This window comes from Psychrobacter glacincola (genome assembly GCF_904846215.1).
Lineage (GTDB): Bacteria > Pseudomonadota > Gammaproteobacteria > Pseudomonadales > Moraxellaceae > Psychrobacter > Psychrobacter glacincola.
On record NZ_CAJGZK010000025.1, the window covers coordinates 1 to 22,257 of the forward strand.

Annotated in this window: 19 protein-coding genes and 2 pseudogenes; 10 read left to right on the plus strand and 11 right to left on the minus strand. The window is 41.4% G+C overall.

Annotated elements, in window-relative coordinates; all coding sequences use genetic code 11:
* Nucleotides 1-71, minus strand: a pseudogene (locus tag JMW90_RS14115) (transposase); the annotation flags it as partial.
* 68 nt (nucleotides 72-139) lie between these two features.
* Here JMW90_RS14115 and JMW90_RS11825 point away from each other — a divergent pair.
* From JMW90_RS11825 to JMW90_RS11835, 3 genes and pseudogenes are all read left to right on the plus strand, one after another.
* Nucleotides 140-682, plus strand: a pseudogene (locus JMW90_RS11825) (type IIL restriction-modification enzyme MmeI); the annotation flags it as partial.
* Nucleotides 675-2,603 carry a DEAD/DEAH box helicase gene (locus JMW90_RS11830; RefSeq protein ID WP_201564437.1) on the plus strand — a complete coding sequence of 643 codons (1,929 nt, stop codon included), beginning with the start codon at nucleotides 675-677 and terminating at the stop codon, nucleotides 2,601-2,603. The pseudogene JMW90_RS11825 and the gene JMW90_RS11830, both read left to right, overlap by 8 nt.
* Complete coding sequence (locus tag JMW90_RS11835; protein WP_227691956.1) at nucleotides 2,603-3,847, plus strand: GIY-YIG nuclease family protein; 1,245 nt, start codon at nucleotides 2,603-2,605, stop codon at nucleotides 3,845-3,847. The genes JMW90_RS11830 and JMW90_RS11835 overlap by 1 nt, the downstream gene beginning before the upstream one ends.
* A gap of 279 nt (nucleotides 3,848-4,126) precedes the next feature.
* Here JMW90_RS11835 and gmtX read toward each other — a convergent pair whose 3' ends face one another.
* The gene (gene gmtX, locus JMW90_RS11840) at nucleotides 4,127-4,798 is read right to left on the minus strand and encodes a gamma-mobile-trio protein GmtX (RefSeq protein WP_201564439.1); all 672 of its coding nucleotides are present in this window, start codon (nucleotides 4,796-4,798) and stop codon (nucleotides 4,127-4,129) included.
* A 23-nt stretch (nucleotides 4,799-4,821) separates the two neighbouring features.
* The gene (gmtZ, locus tag JMW90_RS11845) at nucleotides 4,822-6,816 is read right to left on the minus strand and encodes a gamma-mobile-trio integrase GmtZ (protein WP_265089243.1); all 1,995 of its coding nucleotides are present in this window, start codon (nucleotides 6,814-6,816) and stop codon (nucleotides 4,822-4,824) included.
* 17 nt (nucleotides 6,817-6,833) lie between these two features.
* Here gmtZ and JMW90_RS11850 point away from each other — a divergent pair.
* A protein-coding gene (locus JMW90_RS11850; protein ID WP_201564441.1) for an IS3 family transposase occupies nucleotides 6,834-7,999 on the plus strand; the annotation gives its coding sequence in 2 pieces (ribosomal slippage) (nucleotides 6,834-7,092 and nucleotides 7,092-7,999; 1,167 coding nt in all).
* A gap of 43 nt (nucleotides 8,000-8,042) precedes the next feature.
* Here JMW90_RS11850 and JMW90_RS11855 read toward each other — a convergent pair.
* Together JMW90_RS11855 and gmtY are read right to left on the minus strand one after the other, a co-directional pair.
* Nucleotides 8,043-8,687 carry a VPA1269 family protein gene (locus JMW90_RS11855; RefSeq protein ID WP_201564443.1) on the minus strand — a complete coding sequence of 215 codons (645 nt, stop codon included), beginning with the start codon at nucleotides 8,685-8,687 and terminating at the stop codon, nucleotides 8,043-8,045.
* Nucleotides 8,674-10,155: a gamma-mobile-trio recombinase GmtY gene (gene gmtY, locus JMW90_RS11860; RefSeq protein ID WP_201564445.1), complete on the minus strand. Its 1,482-nt coding sequence runs from the start codon at nucleotides 10,153-10,155 to the stop codon at nucleotides 8,674-8,676. Before gmtY ends, JMW90_RS11855 begins: the two co-directional genes overlap by 14 nt.
* 238 nt (nucleotides 10,156-10,393) lie before the next feature.
* Here gmtY and JMW90_RS11865 point away from each other — a divergent pair, with 238 nt between their 5' ends.
* Nucleotides 10,394-10,588 (plus strand): heavy-metal-associated domain-containing protein, encoded by a 195-nt coding sequence (locus JMW90_RS11865; RefSeq protein WP_025646094.1) that lies wholly within the window; start codon nucleotides 10,394-10,396, stop codon nucleotides 10,586-10,588.
* A gap of 192 nt (nucleotides 10,589-10,780) precedes the next feature.
* Here the strand turns inward: JMW90_RS11865 and cadR are convergent, their stop codons facing one another.
* The gene (gene cadR, locus JMW90_RS11870) at nucleotides 10,781-11,191 is read right to left on the minus strand and encodes a Cd(II)/Pb(II)-responsive transcriptional regulator (protein WP_068406859.1); all 411 of its coding nucleotides are present in this window, start codon (nucleotides 11,189-11,191) and stop codon (nucleotides 10,781-10,783) included.
* A gap of 151 nt (nucleotides 11,192-11,342) precedes the next feature.
* Here cadR and JMW90_RS11875 point away from each other — a divergent pair, with 151 nt between their 5' ends.
* Nucleotides 11,343-13,496: a heavy metal translocating P-type ATPase gene (locus tag JMW90_RS11875; RefSeq protein ID WP_068406856.1), complete on the plus strand. Its 2,154-nt coding sequence runs from the start codon at nucleotides 11,343-11,345 to the stop codon at nucleotides 13,494-13,496.
* Between the two features lie 114 nt (nucleotides 13,497-13,610).
* On the opposite strand, the gene JMW90_RS11880 is transcribed toward JMW90_RS11875, so the two are convergent.
* The gene (locus JMW90_RS11880) at nucleotides 13,611-14,591 is read right to left on the minus strand and encodes a GlxA family transcriptional regulator (protein WP_201564447.1); all 981 of its coding nucleotides are present in this window, start codon (nucleotides 14,589-14,591) and stop codon (nucleotides 13,611-13,613) included.
* Nucleotides 14,592-14,697: 106 nt separating this feature from the next.
* On the opposite strand from JMW90_RS11880, the gene JMW90_RS11885 reads away from it, so the two are divergent.
* The 3 genes from JMW90_RS11885 (at nucleotide 14,698) to JMW90_RS11895 (ending at nucleotide 16,588) form a co-directional block, all read left to right on the plus strand.
* Nucleotides 14,698-15,246 carry a cysteine hydrolase family protein gene (locus tag JMW90_RS11885; protein ID WP_201564449.1) on the plus strand — a complete coding sequence of 183 codons (549 nt, stop codon included), beginning with the start codon at nucleotides 14,698-14,700 and terminating at the stop codon, nucleotides 15,244-15,246.
* 64 nt (nucleotides 15,247-15,310) lie between these two features.
* Nucleotides 15,311-16,225 carry an MBL fold metallo-hydrolase gene (locus JMW90_RS11890; RefSeq protein ID WP_192993341.1) on the plus strand — a complete coding sequence of 305 codons (915 nt, stop codon included), beginning with the start codon at nucleotides 15,311-15,313 and terminating at the stop codon, nucleotides 16,223-16,225.
* 93 nt (nucleotides 16,226-16,318) lie between these two features.
* Nucleotides 16,319-16,588: a universal stress protein gene (locus JMW90_RS11895; protein WP_144297048.1), complete on the plus strand. Its 270-nt coding sequence runs from the start codon at nucleotides 16,319-16,321 to the stop codon at nucleotides 16,586-16,588.
* A 172-nt stretch (nucleotides 16,589-16,760) separates the two neighbouring features.
* Here JMW90_RS11895 and arsJ read toward each other — a convergent pair whose 3' ends face one another.
* Genes arsJ through JMW90_RS11915 form a run of 4 tightly spaced genes read right to left on the minus strand, consistent with a single transcriptional unit; the run spans nucleotide 16,761 to nucleotide 20,927 of the window.
* On the minus strand, nucleotides 16,761-17,993 hold the full coding sequence (gene arsJ / locus JMW90_RS11900) for an organoarsenical effux MFS transporter ArsJ (protein ID WP_144297049.1): 1,233 nt from the start codon (nucleotides 17,991-17,993) through the stop codon (nucleotides 16,761-16,763).
* Nucleotides 17,994-17,995: 2 nt separating this feature from the next.
* A complete protein-coding gene (locus JMW90_RS11905) occupies nucleotides 17,996-19,006 on the minus strand; it encodes an ArsJ-associated glyceraldehyde-3-phosphate dehydrogenase (protein WP_201530176.1) in 1,011 nt (336 codons plus the stop codon).
* Between the two features lie 53 nt (nucleotides 19,007-19,059).
* Complete coding sequence (gene arsB, locus JMW90_RS11910) at nucleotides 19,060-20,082, minus strand: ACR3 family arsenite efflux transporter (protein ID WP_144297051.1); 1,023 nt, start codon at nucleotides 20,080-20,082, stop codon at nucleotides 19,060-19,062.
* Nucleotides 20,083-20,117: 35 nt separating this feature from the next.
* Nucleotides 20,118-20,927, minus strand: a complete 810-nt coding sequence (locus JMW90_RS11915; RefSeq protein WP_201564451.1) for a metalloregulator ArsR/SmtB family transcription factor — start codon at nucleotides 20,925-20,927, stop codon at nucleotides 20,118-20,120.
* Between the two features lie 259 nt (nucleotides 20,928-21,186).
* Between JMW90_RS11915 and JMW90_RS11920 the strand changes: the two genes are divergently transcribed.
* Nucleotides 21,187-22,248 carry an ArsO family NAD(P)H-dependent flavin-containing monooxygenase gene (locus JMW90_RS11920; RefSeq protein ID WP_201564453.1) on the plus strand — a complete coding sequence of 354 codons (1,062 nt, stop codon included), beginning with the start codon at nucleotides 21,187-21,189 and terminating at the stop codon, nucleotides 22,246-22,248.
* The last annotated feature ends 9 nt before the right edge of the window (nucleotides 22,249-22,257 follow it).

Below are 22,257 nucleotides of genomic sequence, written 5' to 3' on the forward strand. Positions count from 1 at the left end.
ATGTCATCAAAGCTGTTCATGCTGCCAGCCATTTGCTCGGCTAGTTTTTTAATGTCAGATTGAGTAGTCATTGCTTATTCTCCAGTTAGTGGATTATAAGCAGTTACACAGTTTTTAGGAAAGGCTCGAAACAGCTCAAGCTTATGCTAATGTTCCCTATAGGTTTAAAGGAATAAATAAAGCAAAAAGAAACTTGATGATTATTCCGGCAGTCTCTGCGTGCTCTCGTGACTACATTCCTATGGGGTTTCTTGATGCAGAAACTATCGTAACAGACCTCGCATTCATGATTTTAGACCCTGATATCTATGTGTTTTCTATACTTAACAGTAGTTTGCACCAATTATGGGTAAGAACTGTTACAGGTCGTTTAGGAGATGGTTACCGATACTCATTAGGCGTTTGCTATAACTCTTTTCCTACACCAGTTTTTTCAGAATCTGATAAAAATGAGCTTCGTTTATCGGCATTAAATATACTTGAAGCACGAGAAAAGCACTCTGATAAAAATCTTTTTCAACTTTACTCTAAAGGAAAGATGCCTGAAGACTTACTAATTGCTCACATTGAGAATGATAAATTGGTTGAGCGAATTTATGGTTATTCTGGTTTTACAGAAGATCAGTTGTTAGAAAATCTTTTTGCTATTTATTTTACCGAACAGGAACGCTGTAATGCCTAATCTAATGCACTTTGAATATGCTCAAACTGGTGCTAGCTCAAACGAAAACTCTATGGGTATGCGAGCAATGCAAGCGCGAGCCTATGCCGCTCGTAATAGTCAGTACCTATTGCTAAAAGCGCCTCCTGCATCAGGTAAATCACGCGCCCTCATGTTCTTGGCACTGGATAAGCTACATAATCAAGGCATCAAAAAAGCGATTGTAGCAGTGCCAGAGCGTTCTATTGGCGGATCCTTTAGATCAACAGAATTAACTAAATATGGTTTCTTCTATGATTGGGAAGTTGACGACAACAATGATCTTTGTGTTCCTGGTGGCGAAAGTAGTAAAGCTAAAGCGTTTAAGCGTTTTATGGCAAGCAACGACAGGATATTGATTTGTACTCATGCCGCACTGCGTTCAGCCTTTCAAGCAATGGAAGATGATGTATTTAATGATTGCTTAATCGCAATTGATGAATTTCATCATTTATCAGCTGATGAAGCTAACATTTTAGGTGGTGTGTTGCGTAGCATCATGGCAAATACCAATGCCCATATTGTTGCTATGACAGGCTCATACTTCCGTGGCGATAGTATTCCTGTGCTGACACCTGAAGATGAAGCCCAGTTTGATAAAGTTTCTTTTAACTATTATGAGCAGCTCAATGGTTATAACTATTTAAAGTCGCTCGGTATTGGCTACCACTTCTACCAAGGTCGATATACTGATGTCATTCATGAGGTGCTTAACTCAGAAGAAAACTATGGTAAAAAAACCATTATTCATATACCAAACGTAAACTCGGGTGAATCAACTAAAGAAAAATATGATGAAGTAGATGCTATTCTTGAAGTGCTGGGTGAAGCTGGTAAAAGAGATCCTGAAACAGGCGTTATTCTCGTTACACGGCCCGATGGTACAGTCATTAAGGTGGCAGATTTAGTTGAGGAAAACGAGCGAGATATTATCCAAAACTATTTACGTAATATGAATCACGTAGACGATATGGATATCATTATTGCTTTGGGTATGGCAAAAGAGGGTTTTGACTGGGAGTGGTGCGAGCACGCACTCACTGTTGGGTATAGAAGCTCACTGACTGAAATTATTCAAATCATTGGTCGTTGTATTCGAGATAGCGAAAATAAAAGCCACGCTCAATTCACCAATCTTATCGCGCAACCTGACGCTGCAAACGAGAATGTCACCATTGCTGTAAACAATATGCTGAAGGCTATTACTGGTTCTTTATTAATGGAACAAGTCCTTGCCCCTAACTTTAAATTTAAAACAAAAAAAGATGGTGACTTCGAACCTACGCCACCGGGCACAATGAAAATAGGTGGTTTTAAAGAACCAAGCACCAAACGCACCAAAGCTATTATAGAGTCTGATTTGGCTGATTTAAAAGCTGCTATCTTGCAAGATGATAAGGTCATTGCAGCTTCGGCAGGTAAAGTCGATCCTGAGGTAGTCAATAAAATCCTTATACCGAAAATAATTCAGCGCAAATATCCTGATTTGACTGAAGCTGAACTTGAAGAAGTCAGACAGCAAGTAGTAGTCGATTGTGCAATAAGCTCAGCAGAAGTAACCGAGCAAGGCGGTAAGAAATTTATCCGCATGGCCGACAAGTTTATCAATATTGATGAGCTCCATATTGACTTGATTGATCAGATCAATCCTTTCCAAAAAGCATTTGAAATACTTTCAAAATCCATAACGACAGACGTACTCAAGCTTATCCAAGAATCCATTGAAACCACTCGTATTCAAATGGACTTTGAAGAGGCTAAGCTGCTATGGCCTAAAGTTAAGCAGTTTGTGCATGAAAAGGGTCGTGAGCCTGACTTAAATAGCTCAGACTTTAATGAAAAGAGGCTTGCTGAATGTGTCATTTATATTAAGCAACAAAAACGCAAGAGAGCAACTGCATAATGAAGAATGAAGAGTGGCAAGTTTTAAAGTCGATGGAATTAGATGATTGGCTAAACTTCATTGATAGTAATGACGAGTTAGGTATTACAACGATTAAAGCAAAGTCGCGGGCACCTACAGCAGATGAGCATTTAGTCGCTAAATTCCAAGAGATAAGCGACTTCTACAACGCTAATAAACGCTTACCTGAGAATAATATGGCGAATATTAGTGAGCTTATGCTGTTTAAGCGTTTAGAGTCTATTAAGAATAACAATGAGCAGTGCCATGCTTTAGTAGATTTTGACGAATTCAACCTGTTACCACTTACGCATGAAGTCGCTGCATCAGAACCTGAACTGGTTGAAAGAGAGATCAATTCGTTTGAAGATATCTTTGAAGATGATGATTTTGGCTTACTCGGGGACTCTGATCAGAGCATCTTCAACATCAAACATATTAAAGTAGATAAACGAGCTGAGACTGACTTTGTTGCTCGCCGTAAACCATGTAAGGATTTTGATAAATATAAAGACTTGTTTCCTGTTGTTCAAAAAGAGTTAAATAGTGGTCAACGTAAGATCATCGAGTTTGAAGGAACTGGCTACAATATTAATGAAGGTAGTTTTTACATCTTAGATGGTATTTTATTGTATGTAGACAAGGTTAGCTTAACTTCAAAAGATCAAGTTATAGATGGGGTTGTCGTAAGAAAAGATGGGCGTACAAGGTGTATTTTTGAGAATGGAACAGAATCAAATATGCTTTATAGGTCGCTTGCCAAAGTCCTGTCTAAAGAAGGGAAAATTGTCTCGCCTAAAGGGGAGTATTTCTCTGATATCAAAAGCATCAACGAAGAAGATGAGTCAGCTGGGTTCATTTATATTTTAAGCAGTCAAAGCCAAGACTCTCGCATCCAAGCCATACCAAATCTATTTAAAATAGGCTATTCACGCACACCAGTTAAAAAGCGTATTGCAAATGCTGCCAATGAGCCTACTTATTTAATGGCTCCAGTCGAAGTTGTTGCCAGCTATGAGTGCTATAACATGAATACGCAAAAGTTTGAAAACTTAGTACATACCGTATTTAGAGATGTTTGCATTGATGTGGAGATTGCAGACTTACAAGGTAATATGTGCAAACCTCGAGAATGGTTCAGTGTGCCTTTGGAGCAGATAAATACAGCGATTGACTTGATAGTGAATGGGCAGATTGTAAACTATAGATATAACTCGACTATTAGGAAAATAGAGCTGAAGTAAGGGTTGGCGTAGGCTTATAAGAGGTTTGGAACATATTTATTATGCTACTACAAACTAAAGTATTGTAAGAAAATAGATATACAAAATGGGAGAAGCCGTTATTGTAATCTTTCAATCGAAGGAAATCTAGACTTCAATATTTCATTTTCTAGAGTTACCTCAATAATAAGCCTTTTAGCTTCCATCAATTTAAATAAAACTATATCGTTTTGCGCTTTATCTGTAAAAACTGTCACTGAATAAGATGATTTATTTGGAAGATATAAAATTTATTTACTATTAGACTTGAGCTAATACTTTTTGTATAGCTAAAACAAAACCAGTTTTAAATAATGTTCGACCAACTTCATCTTTAATTGCACCATACTTTGATACAGTCCAGCCTAGCTTATTAATTTTCTCTTCCTTAATAGCATCCTGTAGGGCTTCAATATCACTATCTAACAGCATCCCACTTAATGAAGGTAATACTTGCACAACTTGTGAATTTTGATTTATAGGAGCTATCTTATTAGGACGCATATCTATGTTCACCTCAATGTTCTGTTTAAGGATGCGATTTTCTGACTTTAATTTATTTTTTTCTGCAATAATTTGACCAAAAACAGCTCGCATTGCAGGGTCAGACAGATATTTTAATAACTCCATATCTGATGCGACATCATATTTCCTAGATTGAGGAGAGGGTGGTTTTTTCATGGTAGTATTGGCTTTAGTTGCCCAAGCGTCAATCAGAAGCCTGTAGTGACTACCTGACTTATTACGAATGCTAACAGTGCTGATACCACCACTAGCTTTCGACAGTCTTCCAATATGAGCAATAGAATAATCGTGCTCATCTTTATTAAATTCAGTTTCTAGTAAAGTATTCAGATTGTCTAACGAATCTTTCGTACGTTGACTTTTACCTTCCTTTAAATCATCTAAAATTATGTCGATATTGATATCCATAAGATATTTCTCCTCTCATTTACTTAGGTTAGGGATTTAATATTGATATAATTAATAGGCTGCTTAACGGTTTCCTGTAATACACTCATACTGTCATCTAAGAGTTTACTATCTTGCATAAACTCTTCTAACTCAATATAGTTTGCCACTTTACTAAGGCCATCTAACTTGTCTTTTGAATTAACTTGTAATGCCATTTGTCTAACCATAGCGTTCGCAGCAATAAGTTGCTGATTCTTATTTAAACTTAGAAACGGTGGCATATAACCCTGACGTATCATCATTCGACTGATAATTTGAGTCATATCTTGAATGATTGAAGTCTTCTTAACATCATCAAGCATATCTGGATAAATTTCTGCATCATCGCAAATTAAGGATAGTTGTAGCAACTCAGATTTTGTTTCTATAAATCCAATTCTGATATCGTTCTTGGAACCAACTGCTACTATTTTATTTTTATGATCATCTTTATCCCGTTCTTGCTCAATTTCAACCAAACGATAAATGAGATTGAGAGTTGCAATTAAGTCCTTAGTATACTCATCTGCTTCTAACGATTGCTTCTCACGTCGTCGCTGCAATTCTTGTAATTTGTTATGATGAGTAAAAGGCTTACCTTTAGCTTCTGCTTCGTACTTTATTTCCTCAATATTTTCTATCTCTCCCTCTAGTTCTATAGCTAAATTTGCAGCTTCAGAGGCTTTGTAACTCATAAAGTTCAAGTGTGCAGTGAGTGCTGGTAAGTATTGAGCGTCAGTGATAAACCAGCGACAGCGAACGCAATTTTCAGGACCATGAGGCACAACTCCGTAAATTTTTCGCGAAACAACACTTGAGTCCTTAATAAGCTCTCCACCGTTCCAGCACCCTGCTACAGTTCCAACTTCATCAGATTTAACTGTATTGCCACCAACTAGACATAGACCATGATGTCGTTTTTCCCATCCTATAGGATTACGATTAACCAAAGCAGCTTGAATCGAATTATTATCGTGGTAAGCCATTTTACATTCGATCTGACTCATTTCAGCATTCTTAAGAAAAGTTTGAACACTTTTTTTTGACACATCTTCAAGACGATCTTCCGCCTCAATCATTTTTTCTTTCATGACTGCTGGGGTAAGTTTGGCGTAGTAAATAGTCATAAGTAGGCGTGAGTGACCTGCTAACAGCTTAGAAACCACTGGCAAAGGTAATTTTGCATCCATGATATAACATGTTATGAGGGAGACTCTAAGGCTATGCAGAGGGAACTCAGTTTTAGTTTTAGTAGTCTTATAACCCTTACCATAATCGTGAACTAGTTTAAAAAATGTACCATCGGATAATGTGTCTCCTGATAGACGAAGATTATCTTCAAGTTTAGATAGAAGCTTGTACCAAAGAGTTGGAATTGAGGCATCATTGATTGGTTTGCTCCTATCCTCCAAGTCAGTTGCAGTCGCATCACGCATCAAAAAACAACTATCATTCATTGCATCAAGATATGATTCAGATACTTTACGTTGTGTATGTTTAAGTGTTAATTCATTACAATCTGTAGGCTTACTGATAGGATTATATTTTTCTTGCCAATTTCTCAATTTTTCCAACCAATATAATACATCTTCGTTCTGCCATGGAATTTCATAGCCTCGCTCTACTTCATCTTTGTTTTGGTCTGCGGTCTTGTTAGTGCTGATGTATAATCCTGTAGACTCCATTTCCATTACATTATTTTTAAACTGACGAAAAACTCCTTTTTTATAATTTCTATATGCAAATGAATGCTTAGTATTTCTTATCCATTTGCCATTTTCATAACGCATAGTATCTGCTTCACCTGAGTCCAACATCCTAACTTGATAAGTTCGAAGAGGCAGATGTAATTTGATGAATAAGCACATTGCGACAACAGGTGACCAAATTTCATAGATAATAATATTTTGCTTGTCTTTTCTAATATTTCTACTACGCCATATACAGTCTGAGCTATGCTGAAGAAACCGTAGAGATAAACTTGGTAAACTAAGCACAATAACCGGAGTTTATCATGACCAATAAAATAAGAACCTACAGTACAGAATTCAAAGCCGAAGCCGTTAAGAAGATAGCAGACAATAATGGCAATATCTCAGCCACAGCAAAGCAGCTCGGCATAGCCATGCAAACTTTATCCAACTGGCACAATAAAGCCAATCAAGGCAAGCTTGCAGGGACTGAACATTACGATCCACAGCTTATGGTCATTATAGAAGAGAACAAGCGCCTAAAACGCCAGCTCAAAGTAGCGGAGGAGGAGCGCGAGATACTAAAAAAGGCCACAGCGTACTTTGCAAAGCACAGCTAGTGAAGTACGCCTTTATTGAAGATAATCAGCAGCTTTTTAGTATCACTCGGATGTGCCGTGTGTTACATGTAAAGCCATCAAGCTACTATGACTGGCTAAGCCGTGGTCTCAGCGACCAGCAGATACATAGAAACCAGTCTGAGCTACTGGTTAGAGCCGCTCACAGTGAAACTCGTGAGCGTTACGGCGTCGAGCGTCTACATGCGCATCTGAGTGAGCAAGGGCATGATATCAGCACTTATATGGTGAGACGCATCAAAGAAGAGCACGGCATCAAATGCCTGCGTCATAAGCGCTTCAAAGTGACAACCGACTCTGATCACAACAAACTTGTCTATGACAATGTGCTCAATCAGCAGTTTGATGCCAAGCGTCCTAATGAATCTTGGGTCAGTGACATTACTTATATCTGGACAAATGAGGGCTGGCTGTACTTAGCTGGAGTGAAAGATTTATACACCAAAGAGTTAGTCGGTTATGCTATCAATAAACGCATGACAGCAGATTTAGTATGCCGTGCGCTCAACATGGCCATTAAGAACAAAAGACCAAGCCAAGGACTGATTGTTCATTCTGATAGAGGTAGTCAGTACTGTAGCCACGCGTATCACAAGATTATCAAGCAACAGCAGTTTAAAGGGTCAATGAGTGCTAAAGGTAATTGCTTCGACAACGCGCCAATAGAAAGCTTCTGGGGCACATTAAAGAATGAGCTGGTATATCACCAAGACTATAAAACAAGGTTTGCAGCCATCAGTGATATCATTGGATATATCGAGCTGTACTACAACCAAACAAGGATTCAAAAGGGCTTGGGCTATAAATCGCCAAGACAGGTGTGGTTTGACTTCTATCGTCAGGCTGCGTAATTAAAATCTCCCAAGTTTGGTTCTACGGATTTGACGGCAGGGGTCAGTCGTTATCATTATTATCAATAAGTTTCTGTTCAACTTCAAACCAATTACTATTAGACACTCGTCCTTCATGCGTCAATTTTTCATGTGCCCATATCCAGTCTTTAAAATCACCCCTAGGTTCAGGGCATAAAATATTGCGAAGGTCGCATATATAACGATAGGGTAAAGGGTTATAAACAGATTCAGTATATTGTTTTTTTCTCTGTTGCTTCTCGAAGGGGTTCGTATATAGCTTAATGACAGACCCATTATCATCTTCTTCACTAAAATGCTCTGTCAACAACCATTCAATAAAATCAAAAATATGATTCATTAATACTACAGTGGATGAATTATCTGAGCGTTTGGTATTTTCAAATATTGAAGTCTTAAAATCATCAGTTGAGATTTGCCAACCATTCTGCTTGGCTTCAAAGAATGTAACTATGTCTGACGCCCAAAGTGCATTAGAAGTTAAATAGACGTCAAAAAATATACACAAAGCGTCTAATTTAGTGTGTTGCGATGTGTCCTGAGCATTCATCCATTCTTCTGCAAATTCACGCCACGATTCCCAAGCCTTACCATGCCTTTTCGTCAGCCATCCGAGAGTGAGGTCACTAGTTCTGCCATCGTATTTAGCTTGTTCAGTTGCTTTCATTATTTATCCCTAACCTTGGATTCTTTCCTGTAAATAGTCCACTAGGATCAATATCATCAAAACCATGGCGCATTAATGCATTCCAGCTCAAGTTATTATTTTGTTTAGAGTCCTCTTTAGAAAGCATAAGTCTTTCTGTAGCATCATTTAAATCTGCCGTAATTTCGATGGACGTTGGGGTAGTGTAAACAGCTTGCGATTCTATAGATGCATGATGTAAGCACTTCTTAATGACTATCTCTTGTACACCTGCGCGACGCAAACGTCTTCCGTAGCTATGACGGTGAGAATGTGGTGATAAACCGTCAGGTTTACTGGGATTAAGACCAATTCGCTTAAGACCTCGATGATAACTGTCATGAAAAGCATTTAAAGTATAAGGGTTACCAAGATGACTGTGGTGAAAGCTTACGAAAGCGTAAGGATGATGACGATCAACACTTATTAGAAGTCGAATATAATCTTGCCAAAGCTTTGCAAATACCTTACCAAAAATTGTAGGGAACCAATGTACTTCAATGTATTCGTCTTTACTATCTGTAACTCTTGCTTTCCATCCAACACGTTTTTTACCTATTAATTCATTACGGGGACTTAGAGCATATTTTTCTTTTAGGTAAGCAGCTCTAGTGGTCTTTCCAGAGCGTCCACGCCACCCATTAGGAGCTTTTCCATCTTCAGGATGATAAATACGAACTTTCACATTATCAGAGTCAAAGGGATCTATAAGAACATCTTCAATCCAAAGGTGTAAAGCTTCGGACTCTCTTAAACCACCACCGTGTAGAAGTAATAGAATCAGCTGATCACGAATAGCAACCCTAAGGTCTTTTGCACCTCCTAAGCCATCAATATAAAAACTTTCGAAATAGTGCTCTGGAAATTCTATCGCTTCTTGTTTTTGCTTACCTAATGAACGTTTACCTTGTACCCTACGAGCATTTCTAGAGGTGGAATTAATCTGCTTATCTTTAATATGACCTAGAAAATCATACTGATTTTTACGAAACCAAGCTGCGTAATTGAGCCTTTGCGTAACACTATCTGCTTCAACCATTGGGTTGATTGAATTTAGATTATATTCTTCTACCATCCAATCGGTTAATCTGCTTAAAGCATTTATGTGTAACCTTGCAACCTGCTTACTACAAGGTAACCAATATAAGCCTGATGGATCTAAACCTTCTTCATTAATAGTTCCTGTGTACAAGCGACTACTAAATATTTCAAATAAGTTTCCAGGCGACTCAAAGCCACTTGTATTAGCAGTCATATATTCAATTAGAAGCTGAGTAGCTTTTATATAATTATTGATTGTGGAATGACTCTTACCATCTCTTTTTAACTTTAATGCATAGTCCATTAATGGTTTTAAGATTTCATTACTCTCACTAATTAGAACAGGAATCTCTGAATAGACTCCCGAATCATCTTGAATTACTTTTGCCCTAACTCTGACAGTCTTCATGTATTTAACTCTATATGCTTTAAGCTAATCTATATATTATACACTTTTTACTAGAACTAATGTGTTTAATGTTATCTAAAAAAAGACTCTTTAGGAGAGTCTCTTATATGTTTTATACACTTATCAGTACTAGTAATAACTATGCGGTGATGAAGAACAAGACTTTGATTATATAAACGACATTGATTTTCTAAGTCACCTATGCGGTGATGAAATAAAACTTATTTGGAGAAAGGGTATGAAACTATTGATTGCAAATATGAACTGTGGCGGTTGTGCCCGTGGTGTGACAGCAGCTATTCAGAATATCGACTCAAAGGCCAAGGTTAAGATTGATTTAGCAGCCAAAGTGGTCAGTATCGAAACCATCGCCAGTATTGAGCAGATGACAGCTGCTTTAGCAAAAGGCGGTTTCCCTGCACAAGCGCAATGAATCAGCCTTATAAACGCGCAGCCTATCTGTTTGACAGAAAGGACGATGGGCTGAATCACATCTGAAAATATTGACCAGTTGAAAAAAATCTGACATGGGCAACTGCATCTTAGTGATGCGTTTGCCCCGCGCCTTTGGTTATAGGTCTACTTTTAATGATAAAAAGTGGACAGTGTTATCAAAATGAATACTTTATCTATGACACGAGTTATCGGCAAGCGCATGCAATATTCCGCAGGATTCAGCTAGCGCTTCACTTGCGCATTTTTGCCGCAACGCTAGTAGATGTTGCTTTAATTGTATCAGCTCTTCCATACGTGTCTCTACCGCATCGATATGCTCATCCAATAGCACATTGACCTCACCGCAGTTTTCATCAGGTTTATCTCTATATTGAAGCAGGGTTCGTACTTCATCCAAAGTCATATCGAGCGTACGGCAGTGCAGGATAAATTGTAGACGCTCAAAATGCGCTTCATTATACAAACGATAGTTGCCTTGGCTACGCGCAGGTTTTGGTAATAACCTCTCTTTCTCATAATAGCGAATGGTTTCGACCGTCGCACCGGTGCGCGTGGCAAGCTCACCAATTTTGATTAGCATGTGTATCTCCTTAAATAGTATTTTCTATTATCTAAACAATAAAGTAACTATAAGGTTTGCTGATAAAAAATCAAACCTCTTTATCGTTAAAAGTCTTGACCCTAAAGTTACTATAGGGTTCATACTGCCTTTAACAAGAGGAGAAGTGATTATGCAATATCATATTGAAGGTATGGACTGTGCCAGTTGTGTTGGTAAAATCGAGCGGGCGTTAATGCGAATACCTGGTGTCTCTGAGGTTCAGTTAAACTTTGCGACTCAAAAGCTAGAGCTAACCTTGGCGCCTGATACGAATACTGGCGTTAAAGATATCGAGAAAACCATTAAAAGCCTAGGGTTTGGTGTGTCAGCGTTAACGGGTCAACAAAATGAGAGGGGCAATGATGGTAATCAATCAGCGGTGGACAATCAGCGCTGGTGGCAAACCATAAAAGGCAAACAGGTCATTGGTACGGGGCTTTTGATGGGTGCCGCATATGTATTGTCTTTAATTTTCCCTGAATATGGCGCATGGGCTTTTATTGCCGCTGTGGCTATCGGTGTCCTACCATTTGCTCGCAAAGCTTCTGCACTGGCGTTAGCAGGATCGCCTTTTTCAATTGAAATGCTCATGTCTGTTGCGGCTATTGGCGCGCTTATCATAGGTGAAGCTGAAGAAGCGGCTGCCGTGGTCTTTTTATTCTCGGTTGGGGAGCTATTAGAGAGTGTCGCAGCTAATCGTGCGCGCGCAGGAATCAGAGCATTATCGTCGCTTGTGCCAAAGACAGCTATTTTACTGGACGCGCAAGGACAACAACGTCAGGTGGCAGCGACTTCACTACAAGTGAATGATAAGGTGCTTGTGCGTCCTGGTGATAGAGTCTCTGCTGATGGCGTGATTGTTCAAGGTACGTCTAGCCTTGATGAGTCACCTGTGACGGGAGAGTCTGTTCCTGTTGCCAAAACCATAGGCGATGAGGTCTTTGCTGGATCTATCAACGTTGATGGGGTACTACAAATACGCGTAGAAAAAACAGCGGCAGATAATACAATTGCTCGTATTATTGAGCTTGTGGAGCGGGCACAAGCGTCCAAAGCACCGACTGCACGCTTTATTGAAGCCTTTAGCCGCTACTATACGCCTATCGTTATGGCGATTGCGGCTTTAGTGATTATTATCCCACCTCTATTGATGGGAGCAGAATGGGGAGTATGGCTATACCGTGGTTTAGCGCTATTACTGATCGCCTGTCCTTGTGCTCTTGTGCTGTCAACACCTGCCGCTATTGCCTCAGGTTTGGCTGTCGGCACGCGCCATGGACTGCTTATCAAAGGAGGTAATGTCATGGAGTTGGTGGGTCAGGTCAACACTGTCGCTTTTGATAAAACGGGTACTTTGACCGAGGGCAAACCTCGAGTAACCGATATCATTGATTTTAAAACAGTACATGGCGATGCTGAGGGTCGCGATAAACTACTGTCACTGTTTGCAAGTGTCGATGCTACCTCCAGTCATCCGCTTGCTATTGCTATTGTGGATCATGCCAAAGCCGCTAAGGTAGTCATACCTGGATCCTCCAACGCCTTTGCGACCGCAGGTAAAGCGGTTCATGCAACGGTTGCTGGACGCTCTTTGGCCATCGGCTCACCAGTCTACGTCGCTGAGAAAGTGATGTTGCCAGCTGAGCAGCAGATTCAAATTGAGATGCTACAAAATGATGGTAAAACGGTTTCTATTTTGTTTGATGAGCAAACGAGGGAGGCGCTCGGATTGGTCGCTCTACGTGATGAGTTACGAGAGGATGCAAAGCAGGCCATTGCCCAGCTTAACAAGATGAACGTGCGCTCCGTCATGCTCACAGGTGACAACAGTCGTACGGCAAAAGCGCTTGCCAGTCAGTTAGATATAGAGTGGAAAGCTGAGCTGTTACCTGAAGACAAGCTACGTCTACTCAGTGAGATGCAAAGCAATAGTAAAATAGCGATGATTGGTGATGGTATCAATGATGCACCCGCTTTGGCAGCGGCAGACATTGGCATTGCGATGGGCAGTGGCACGGATGTGGCTATCGAAACGGCTGATATTGCCCTATTAAAAAGCCGCGTGATAGACGTTGCTAACCTTATTGCCTTATCCCGCGCCACCATGAGAAATATCCATCAAAATGTCATATTTGCACTTGGGTTAAAGGGCATATTTCTGATAACCACTGTGCTCGGCGTGACAGGGCTTTGGATTGCTGTGCTAGCGGATACTGGTGCTACAGTACTGGTGACGCTGAATGCATTGCGTTTACTGCGTTTTAAAACAAGATCTTCCGATTAATTATCATTAAAGGATAAGGCGGTCGCAACTACATTGGGACCGTTTTATTAAACCTATCTCCTGCCTACAAGCAGTCAATGCACCTACCTTTAATCCAGAAATCGCCTAAACCTATCACTCTTCATCCAGAGTAAATCTGCGCCGATACTCACTTGGTGTCAAACCAACAATGCGCTTAAATATTTTACGAAACGCACTAACATCACTATAACCCACCTTCCACGCTATTTGCTCAACAGGCATTAAAGAGAACTGTAGAAAGTCTTTTGCACTACCAATGCGTAATCGCTGACAGTATTCTGTTGATGTCATGCCCGTCGCCTTATGGAAACGGCGCAGAAAAGTGCGCTCCTCTAACTGCGTACAACTGGCTAGGGTGGATAAATCAATAACCCGTGCTTCTGTTTTTTGTAGCCAATGCTGCACCTTTAGTATGGCGGCATCACCATGAGTGAGGTTGGGAGAAAACGCACTGTAATAGCATTGTTCACGCCTTGAGGGGTCAATTAACAATGCACGAGCGGCCTCATTCATCACCTGTGAGCCAAGAAAGCGGTCAACCATCCTAAGCCCCAAGTCCGTCCAAGCCATCGCGCCACCAGCGGTCACAATATCACCGTCTTCGATAATAATGCGATCGACATCCAGATCGACATCAGGGAAGCGCTGTTCAAACTCTTCTACATAACCCCAATGCGTGGTTGCCTTGCGCTTGGAGAGTAGTCCTGTTTCGCCCAATAAAAAAGCACCAGCGCAGACGGATGACAATATCACCCCTGTCGAATGCTGATCTCTTAGCCATTCTAGCCAAGGTTCTGCCGCTTGCTTTGCAATTGGCGTCTCTAACGTGGGTGGAATGATAACGGCCGCTAATTTTCCTGCGCTATCGGGATTGCTCGAAAAAGTGCAGGTAGGCTGCTGCTTAGAACCCTTAATCTCCCAGTGACTGACCTGTAAAGGCAGATCGGTTGTATCTTGATGTTTGGCAGCGATTTTACTGGCCACCATCAGTAAATCAGTCAGCCCAAGGATGGCCGCCATTTGTGCTTTCTCATAGACAATCAAGCCTATTTCAATAGCATGTTTTTGTTTCATATGTCGTTATTAACCTCTTATGTGTCGATGTAGCCACTCGTTAGTGTAGCACAGAGCTTGTAAAATAGACGCCTATACAGTCACTTTGATAAAAAAAGGAATCATCATGAGCACAAAAGCACTTATCGTTGTAGATATTCAAAATGAGTATTTTCCGCAAGGTAAATTATCACTCGTTGGTATTAATGAAGCCGCTGATAATGCAGCTTTGGTGATTGAGTCTGCTAGAGAAAAAGGCCATACCGTCATTCATGTTCGTCATGAAATGCCTTCTGCTGACGCACCAATCTTTACGCCTGGTACTGATGGTGTAGAAATCAATGAGAAAGTAAAGCCTATAGAGGGCGAAGTCGTCATCACTAAGCATTACCCCAATTCGTTTCGTGAGACCTCTCTTAAAGATCTGCTTGATAAAGAAGACATCAAAGACGTTACCGTGATTGGCGCCATGAGCCACATGTGTATTGATGCAACCGTTCGTGCTGCGGTTGACTTTGGCTATACAACGACCACCATCCATGATGCCTGTGCCACGCTTGATCTTGAATTTAATGGCACGACCGTACCCGCAGCTCATGCTCATGCCACCATTATGGCAGCGATTGAGTTTCTATATGGCGAAGTGATTGACACCCAAACTTGGATTGCGCGTTAGTCATAAGTTTTTAAGCAAACCATTATTAACTCATAATATAGACTCATCAATAAGGCATCAAATTATGAAAATATCGAAATCTCTGACCGGCACCACACTATTAAGTGGTGTCATGTTGTTAACCGCATGTACCACCTTTGCCAGTCCAGCGTCCAATTCTAACGCGGTAAAACAGACGGCGACCAATACCGTTCAATTTCAGCAAATCCGTAATGCCACGATTAAGCTTGATTATGACGGTACCACGTTTTTAGTGGATCCTATGCTCGCGGCTAAAAACGCTTATCCAGGGTTTGCAGATACGTTAAATAGCCAAATACGCTATCCAATGGTAGATTTGCCGGTATCTGTTGCAGAGGTGCTTAAGGCGGATGCTATTATTTTGACCCATTTACATGCGGATCATTGGGACGATGCTGCACGCAACCTGGTCCCTCGTAATATGCCAATTTTTACCCAAAATGAAGCCGATGCGGCAATCGTGCGTAAAGATGGCTTTACCGATGTCAGAGTGTTGACAGAGCAAGGGGTGGTGTTTAAAGGCACTAGAATCAATAAAACCATCGGACAGCATGGCACTGATGAGATGTACAAAGTTCCAGCGCTTGCTCAGGCACTTGGTAAAACGATGGGTATTGTGTTCCAAAAGCCAAACTACAAGACCGTCTATGTAGTAGGGGATACCATTTGGAATAAAGACGTAGAGAATGCGCTGACTCGCTACAAGCCTGATGCGGTCATCCTTAATACAGGCTATGCAAAGCTGTCTACCTTTGTCGATGACTCTATTATTATGGGTAAAGACGATGTATACCGTGCGTATCAATTCTCACCTAATGCTCAGATAATTAATGTGCACATGGATACGGTCAATCATGGCGCACTGTCGAAGGCAGAGCTGCGCCGTTTTATCGAAGAAAAACACTTAGACAAACAGCGTGCGCTTGTTCCTAATGATGGTCAAACCTATAAATTCTAGTTCTTTAGAAGTCAATTTTTAGAAGCTTCCCTGTGTGGCAATGCTCAAAGTGTGTTGCCACATATAATAAACACTGCATAACTGAGACAGTTTATGAATATGCCAGGTAATGAGGATGCGACCTCCAAAAAAAGCCTATCACTAGCAACTGAGCAGCTAACAGCAGCAGGCTTTACAGTAGACGCACATCATGTGTCTGCCTCCGATGCTGTTGATGGATTATTGGCTTTTCAAAAGCAAAATGCGGTCGATATTATTGTCATTGGCGCTTACGGACATTCTAAATTCCAACAGTTATTTGTTGGCAGTACTACGACAAAAATCATTGCTAAGACGCTATCACCAGTAATTTTGGTTCGCTAACTTCTTAGTGTAGCCAATTCATTAGAAAACGAATACAGTAGGGCTAGGATAAAAACTTTACCACTGCTGCATATACCAGCGCAGCAAGTGGCAAGAGTTTTATCCCAGCTCTATATCATCATAAGTGTGTTTTGATTTTAAATAGACAACAGATTCATTGATAAAAATATAATTAGTATACCGCCGCTTTGTACGTATTAGGCAGTTTTAGTGATAGTAACGCGGCGATTGCCACAAACGCACTCGATATCCAAAGACACGCCTCTAAACCAAATTCTTGGTAGACCCAACCTGACAGCACCGTACCAATCAATCTGCCCATCGCGTTTGCCATATAGTAAAACCCCACATCCAATGACACGCCATCACTATCAGCATAGCTGACGATCAGATAGCTGTGTAACGAGGAATTGACGGCGAAAACCACGCCAAATATCAGCAAGCCAAGAATAACCGATGCTTGAATATAAAAATCAAAGTATAAGGCCAGCGCGATGGCAGCAGGAATAAACGTCAGATAGCTTGCCCACAAAAAGGCTGCGCGACCCGTTGGTAACACGCCTTTTTTCTTACCTGTAAAGTAAGGTGCAACCGACTGGACGATGCCATAACCGATGACCCAGCTGGCCATAAAACTGCCGACCCACCAGTGACTCCAGTCAAAAGTCGCTGCCAAAAACACCGGGAGGGCCACCACAAACCATACGTCTCTTGCCCCAAACAAAAACAGCCGAGCCGCAGAGAGGATATTGATAGCAGGACTTTTAGAAAAAATGTCTTTAAATTTGGGTTTGTTGGTGGCTTTGCCGATGTCTTCTTTTAAGACTATTAAACTAAACACCCAGACGATGGCCAAAAGTGATGCCATCAGTATCATAGCGCCTTTGAATCCAATCAAGGTCAGTAGCAAACCACCGATAAAAAAGCCAACACCTTTTAGTGCGTTTTTAGATCCTGTGAGGATCGCTACCCATTGATACAGCTTACTCTCAGCATTTTTGGGCACCAGCAGTTTGATTGCGCTTTTGGCACTCATTTTATTCAAGTCTTTGGCGATACCTGATAAGGCTTGGGCGATCATCACATAAACCACGGTGAGCATATCAGCAGGTACAGCGAGCATGGCAAGGGCGACAATTTGTATGGCCAATCCAATATTCATGGTTTTGTTGAGCCCAAGACTGGTGCCAAGCCAACCACCAACCAGATTGGTGATAACCCCAAAAATCTCATAAAACAAAAATAGCATCGCAATGCTTAGTGGACTATAGCCTAACTGATAAAAATGCAGCACAACGAGCATTCGCAATGCGCCATCCGTTAAGGTAAATGCCCAATAGTTGCCAGTGATGACTAAGTATTGCTTCACTTGCGACGATAAATCCGTAACGGATAGCAGTCCCATGATTAACCCTTATCTGCTAGACCAACCATTTGGACCAATTCAGCCGTTCTATTGGCGTAACCCCACTCATTGTCGTACCAAACGTAGAGCTTTACTTGGGTATCGTTGACGACCATCGTCGATAGCGCATCAACGATACTTGAACGTGGATCGGTTTTATAATCAATCGATACCAGTGGACGTGTCTCAAAGCCCAATATGTCTTTTAGCTCAGTTTCAGATGCTTGTTTAAGTAGTTCATTGACTTCCTCAACCGTGGTGCCACGCGCCATTTCAAACACACAGTCGGTCAGCGAAGCATTAGCCAAAGGCACACGAATGGCATGACCGTTTAGCTTACCTTTTAATTCAGGGAAGATATGCGTAATGGCAGTCGCAGAGCCTGTCGTGGTTGGGATAAGGCTCATACCGCAAGCACGTGCCCGGCGTAAGTCTTTATGCGGTGCATCTAGTATCGTTTGGGTATTGGTAATGTCATGAATGGTGGTCATCGAGCCATGCTTGATGCCTATTTTCTCGTGCATCACTTTAACCACAGGCGCTAGGCAGTTGGTGGTACAAGAGGCAGCAGTCACAATGGGATAGATGTCTTTATCATATAAATGCTCGTTTACACCCATGACGATATTTAACACACCTTCTTCTTTGACGGGGGCTGTGACAACGACACGTTTGACCCCTTGATCTAGATAGGCTTGTAGTAAAGCCTTGGTTTTTATCTTGCCTGAGGCTTCGATGACCACATCGCACAGTGACCAGTCGGTGTCTTTGGTCGCTTTGTTTTGCGTACAAGGAATGGCTTTGCCATTGATAATCATGGACGTGCCTTCGTGGGTAGCGTCGTGATGCCAGCGACCATGCACAGAATCAAACGTCATCAAATGCGCAAGGGTCTTAGCGTCGCCCGCCGGATCATTGATGTGGACGATCTCAATGTCATCCCAGTCAAATGCCGCGCGCATGGTCAAGCGTCCCATACGTCCAAAACCATTGATACCTACTTTGATTGTCATAAAATTGTCCTTTATCTTGTCCAAGTGTTATCAGAAAAAAATATTAAAAATGCTTAGGTTTTTTTAAACCAATGTTGTGTGCGGTTGATAATATAAACTAGCGATAACATCACAGGCACTTCAACCAACACGCCGACGACAGTCGCCAGTGCAGCGCCTGAATGTAATCCAAAAAGCGAGATAGCCACCGCAACAGCCAGCTCAAAAAAGTTAGACGTGCCTATCAAACAAGCAGGACCTGCGATGTTATGCGGAAGTTTTAACCACATGGCAGCGATGTAGGCAATCACAAAAATGCCATAAGTTTGAATGATGAGAGGAATGGCAATCAGCCCAATAATTTGAGGTTTACTGACGATGGTTTCAGCTTGAAAGCCGAAGAGCAGAACCACAGTGGCGAGTAAACCTACCATTGACCAAGGTTTAAGCACTGACAATAGATTATCCAGTGCCGCTTTATCACGGCGCTTATTGAGCATATTGCGGGTCAGTACACCAGCAATCAAAGGAAGCAGAACATAAAGCACCACAGAGATGATTAACGTCTCCCATGGCACCTGAATATCGCTAACGCCTAACAAAAAAGCGGTAATAGGCGCAAAGGCAAATATCATGATGACGTCATTAACGGACACTTGTATCAAGGTGTAATTGGGATCACCTTTGGTCAGCTGTGACCAGACAAAGACCATGGCCGTACAAGGCGCCACGCCTAATAAAATCATTCCCGCAATATACTCTTGAGCCGATGCTGGATCCACCAAATTGGCAAAGAAAATATTAAAAAATAACCAGCCTAGACCGGCCATAGTAAAAGGCTTAATAAACCAGTTAATAACGATTGTTAAAAACAATCCTTTTGGATTTTTACCCACATCTTTAATGGCAGAAAAGTCTATCTGTACCATCATGGGATAAATCATGACCCAAATGAATACCGCGATAACAAGATTGACATGAGCGATCTCAAGGTTTGCAACTAACTGAAATAAATCAGGTTGCCATAAACCCATCACCACGCCAAGAATAATACTTAAACCCACCCAGACCGATAGATAGCGCTCAAAAATGCCCATTACGATTCTCTTAATGTTTGATAGTTATTTATTAATTATTTACAAAAACCGGCTCTGTCAGGTCTGTTTTGCATGACATTTAACCGCTCTATCTCACGCTCAATTAAGTGAGTGTTGTTTTCTGTGGTTTTTGCAACCACAATCTTTGCCCATACAGGTAACTCAGGATTGATACGATAAAATACCCACTGACCGTGTTTTCGATCAGTAATGACGTTTGCCTTTTTTAACACAGCAAGATTGCGTGAGATTTTGGGCTGACTGTCTTCTTCCAAGGCCTCCATCAATTCGCACACACACAACTCACCATGATATTCGATCAGCATCAACGCTTTGAGTCGAACGTCATCCGTCAAGCTTTTGTAAAAGGTAATGGGATCAAAGTCAGATGATGCCGTGTCTTCTGTATTGACGGCAGTCTTTGTGAGGTTATGTTTTTCTACAGACAGAAACATCGTTAAGCGACTGTTTAATTCACTCAAGGTAGTGGTAAAGGGATGACTGCCAGCACGTGTTTTTGGGTCAGGGATATCCCACGCCAGTTGCTTGGCCGTATTGGGGTAGCTTCGGCATTCGGTACTGGCCTTTTCGCATAAAGTAATGACGTAGTCAAAAAACTGGCTTTCAAACTCGTCAACGTGCTTGGATCTTAAGCCACTGGCGTCGAAGTCGAACCTTTCTAAGGCTTGAATGGTTCGTTCATCTACTTCGCCTTTTTCTATACCTGCGCTATAGACATCATAGATATCACCGGCTTTATACTTTAATAATATCTCAGCCATTTGTGATCTGGCTGAATTGCTGGTACAGAGAAACAATACCTTTTTCTTATTTGAATGTTCCATAACCTAACCCTATTAAAAGACTGTACATATGAAATATTATATATACAATATTTCATATGTACAGTCTTTTAATAGTTATTATTGGCTTTAGTTAGTGAAATGATATTTTGGAGCGATGCAAGATTATTTGCATGATAAGCTGAATCAAGATGTCGATAAAAATTTCGTCAAAACATGTATTCAATTAAGATCTGAAGAGTAAAAAGCAAGCCTCAGTATGAGCAATTGATTTTTCTGGTAGCAGACACTAAGGAGCATTATGTCAATTAAAGTATTCGACACCATCATTATCGGCGGTGGTCAAGCCGGTTTAGCCGTTGGCTACTATCTGAGACGTGCGAAACTTGACTTCATCATTCTTGACAATCAAGACCAAAGTGGCGGCGCGTGGCAGCATACTTGGCCATCGTTACGCCTATTTTCTCCTGCTCTTATGAGCTCCTTGCCAGGTCGCTTGATGCCAAAAGCAAAAGATGGAGAGTATCCCCATAGAGACGAGGTCATCCATTACCTTGCTGACTACGAAGAACATTATAAGTTACCAATCTACCGACCTTATCAAGTCCAAAGCGTACAGCGTGATGATGAAAACAATTGCTTACGGGTGACTGATGGAAGTTTTACATGGTTGGCAAAAACCGTCGTGAGCGCAACGGGAACCTGGAGCAATCCTATAATTCCTTCTATCAAAGGTCAGCAAGCGTATCTTGGGGAGCAATGCCACTCCGCGCATTATGAAGGCCCAGACGCCTACAGAAATAAGCGCGTATTGGTAGTAGGTGGTGGTAATTCAGGTGCACAAATCTATGCGGAGCTGGCTGAAGTGGCTAACGCCAGCTGGGTAACACGTGAGCCCCCATTGTTTTTAGCCGATGATGTCGATGGACGTGTCCTGTTTGAAAGAGCAACAGCACGTATTACTGGCAGCAATAATGGTGATCCTGAGGGCGGTATCGGTGATATCGTCATGGTGCCTCCCGTCAAGGCGGCACGTGACAAAGGGGTTTTACATTCAGTACCTATGTTTAACCAATTTACTGAACAAGGCGTCATTTGGGCTGATGGTAGTGAAGAAACGATAGATGCCGTTATTTGGTGTACTGGGTTTGAACCAAATCTTGACCATCTAGCACCTTTAAATGTCTTAGAAGCTGATGGAAAAGTGCAAGTTAAAGATGGGCAAGCGGTCAAGGAGCCTCGGTTATGGTTATTTGGTTATGGTGACTGGGCAAGCCCAGGTTCTGCCACTCTGATTGGTGCTGGACGCAGTGCTAGAGAGAATGTTCCCACTCTATTGGAGTTTTTAGCACGTGATGGTTAAAACAACCGT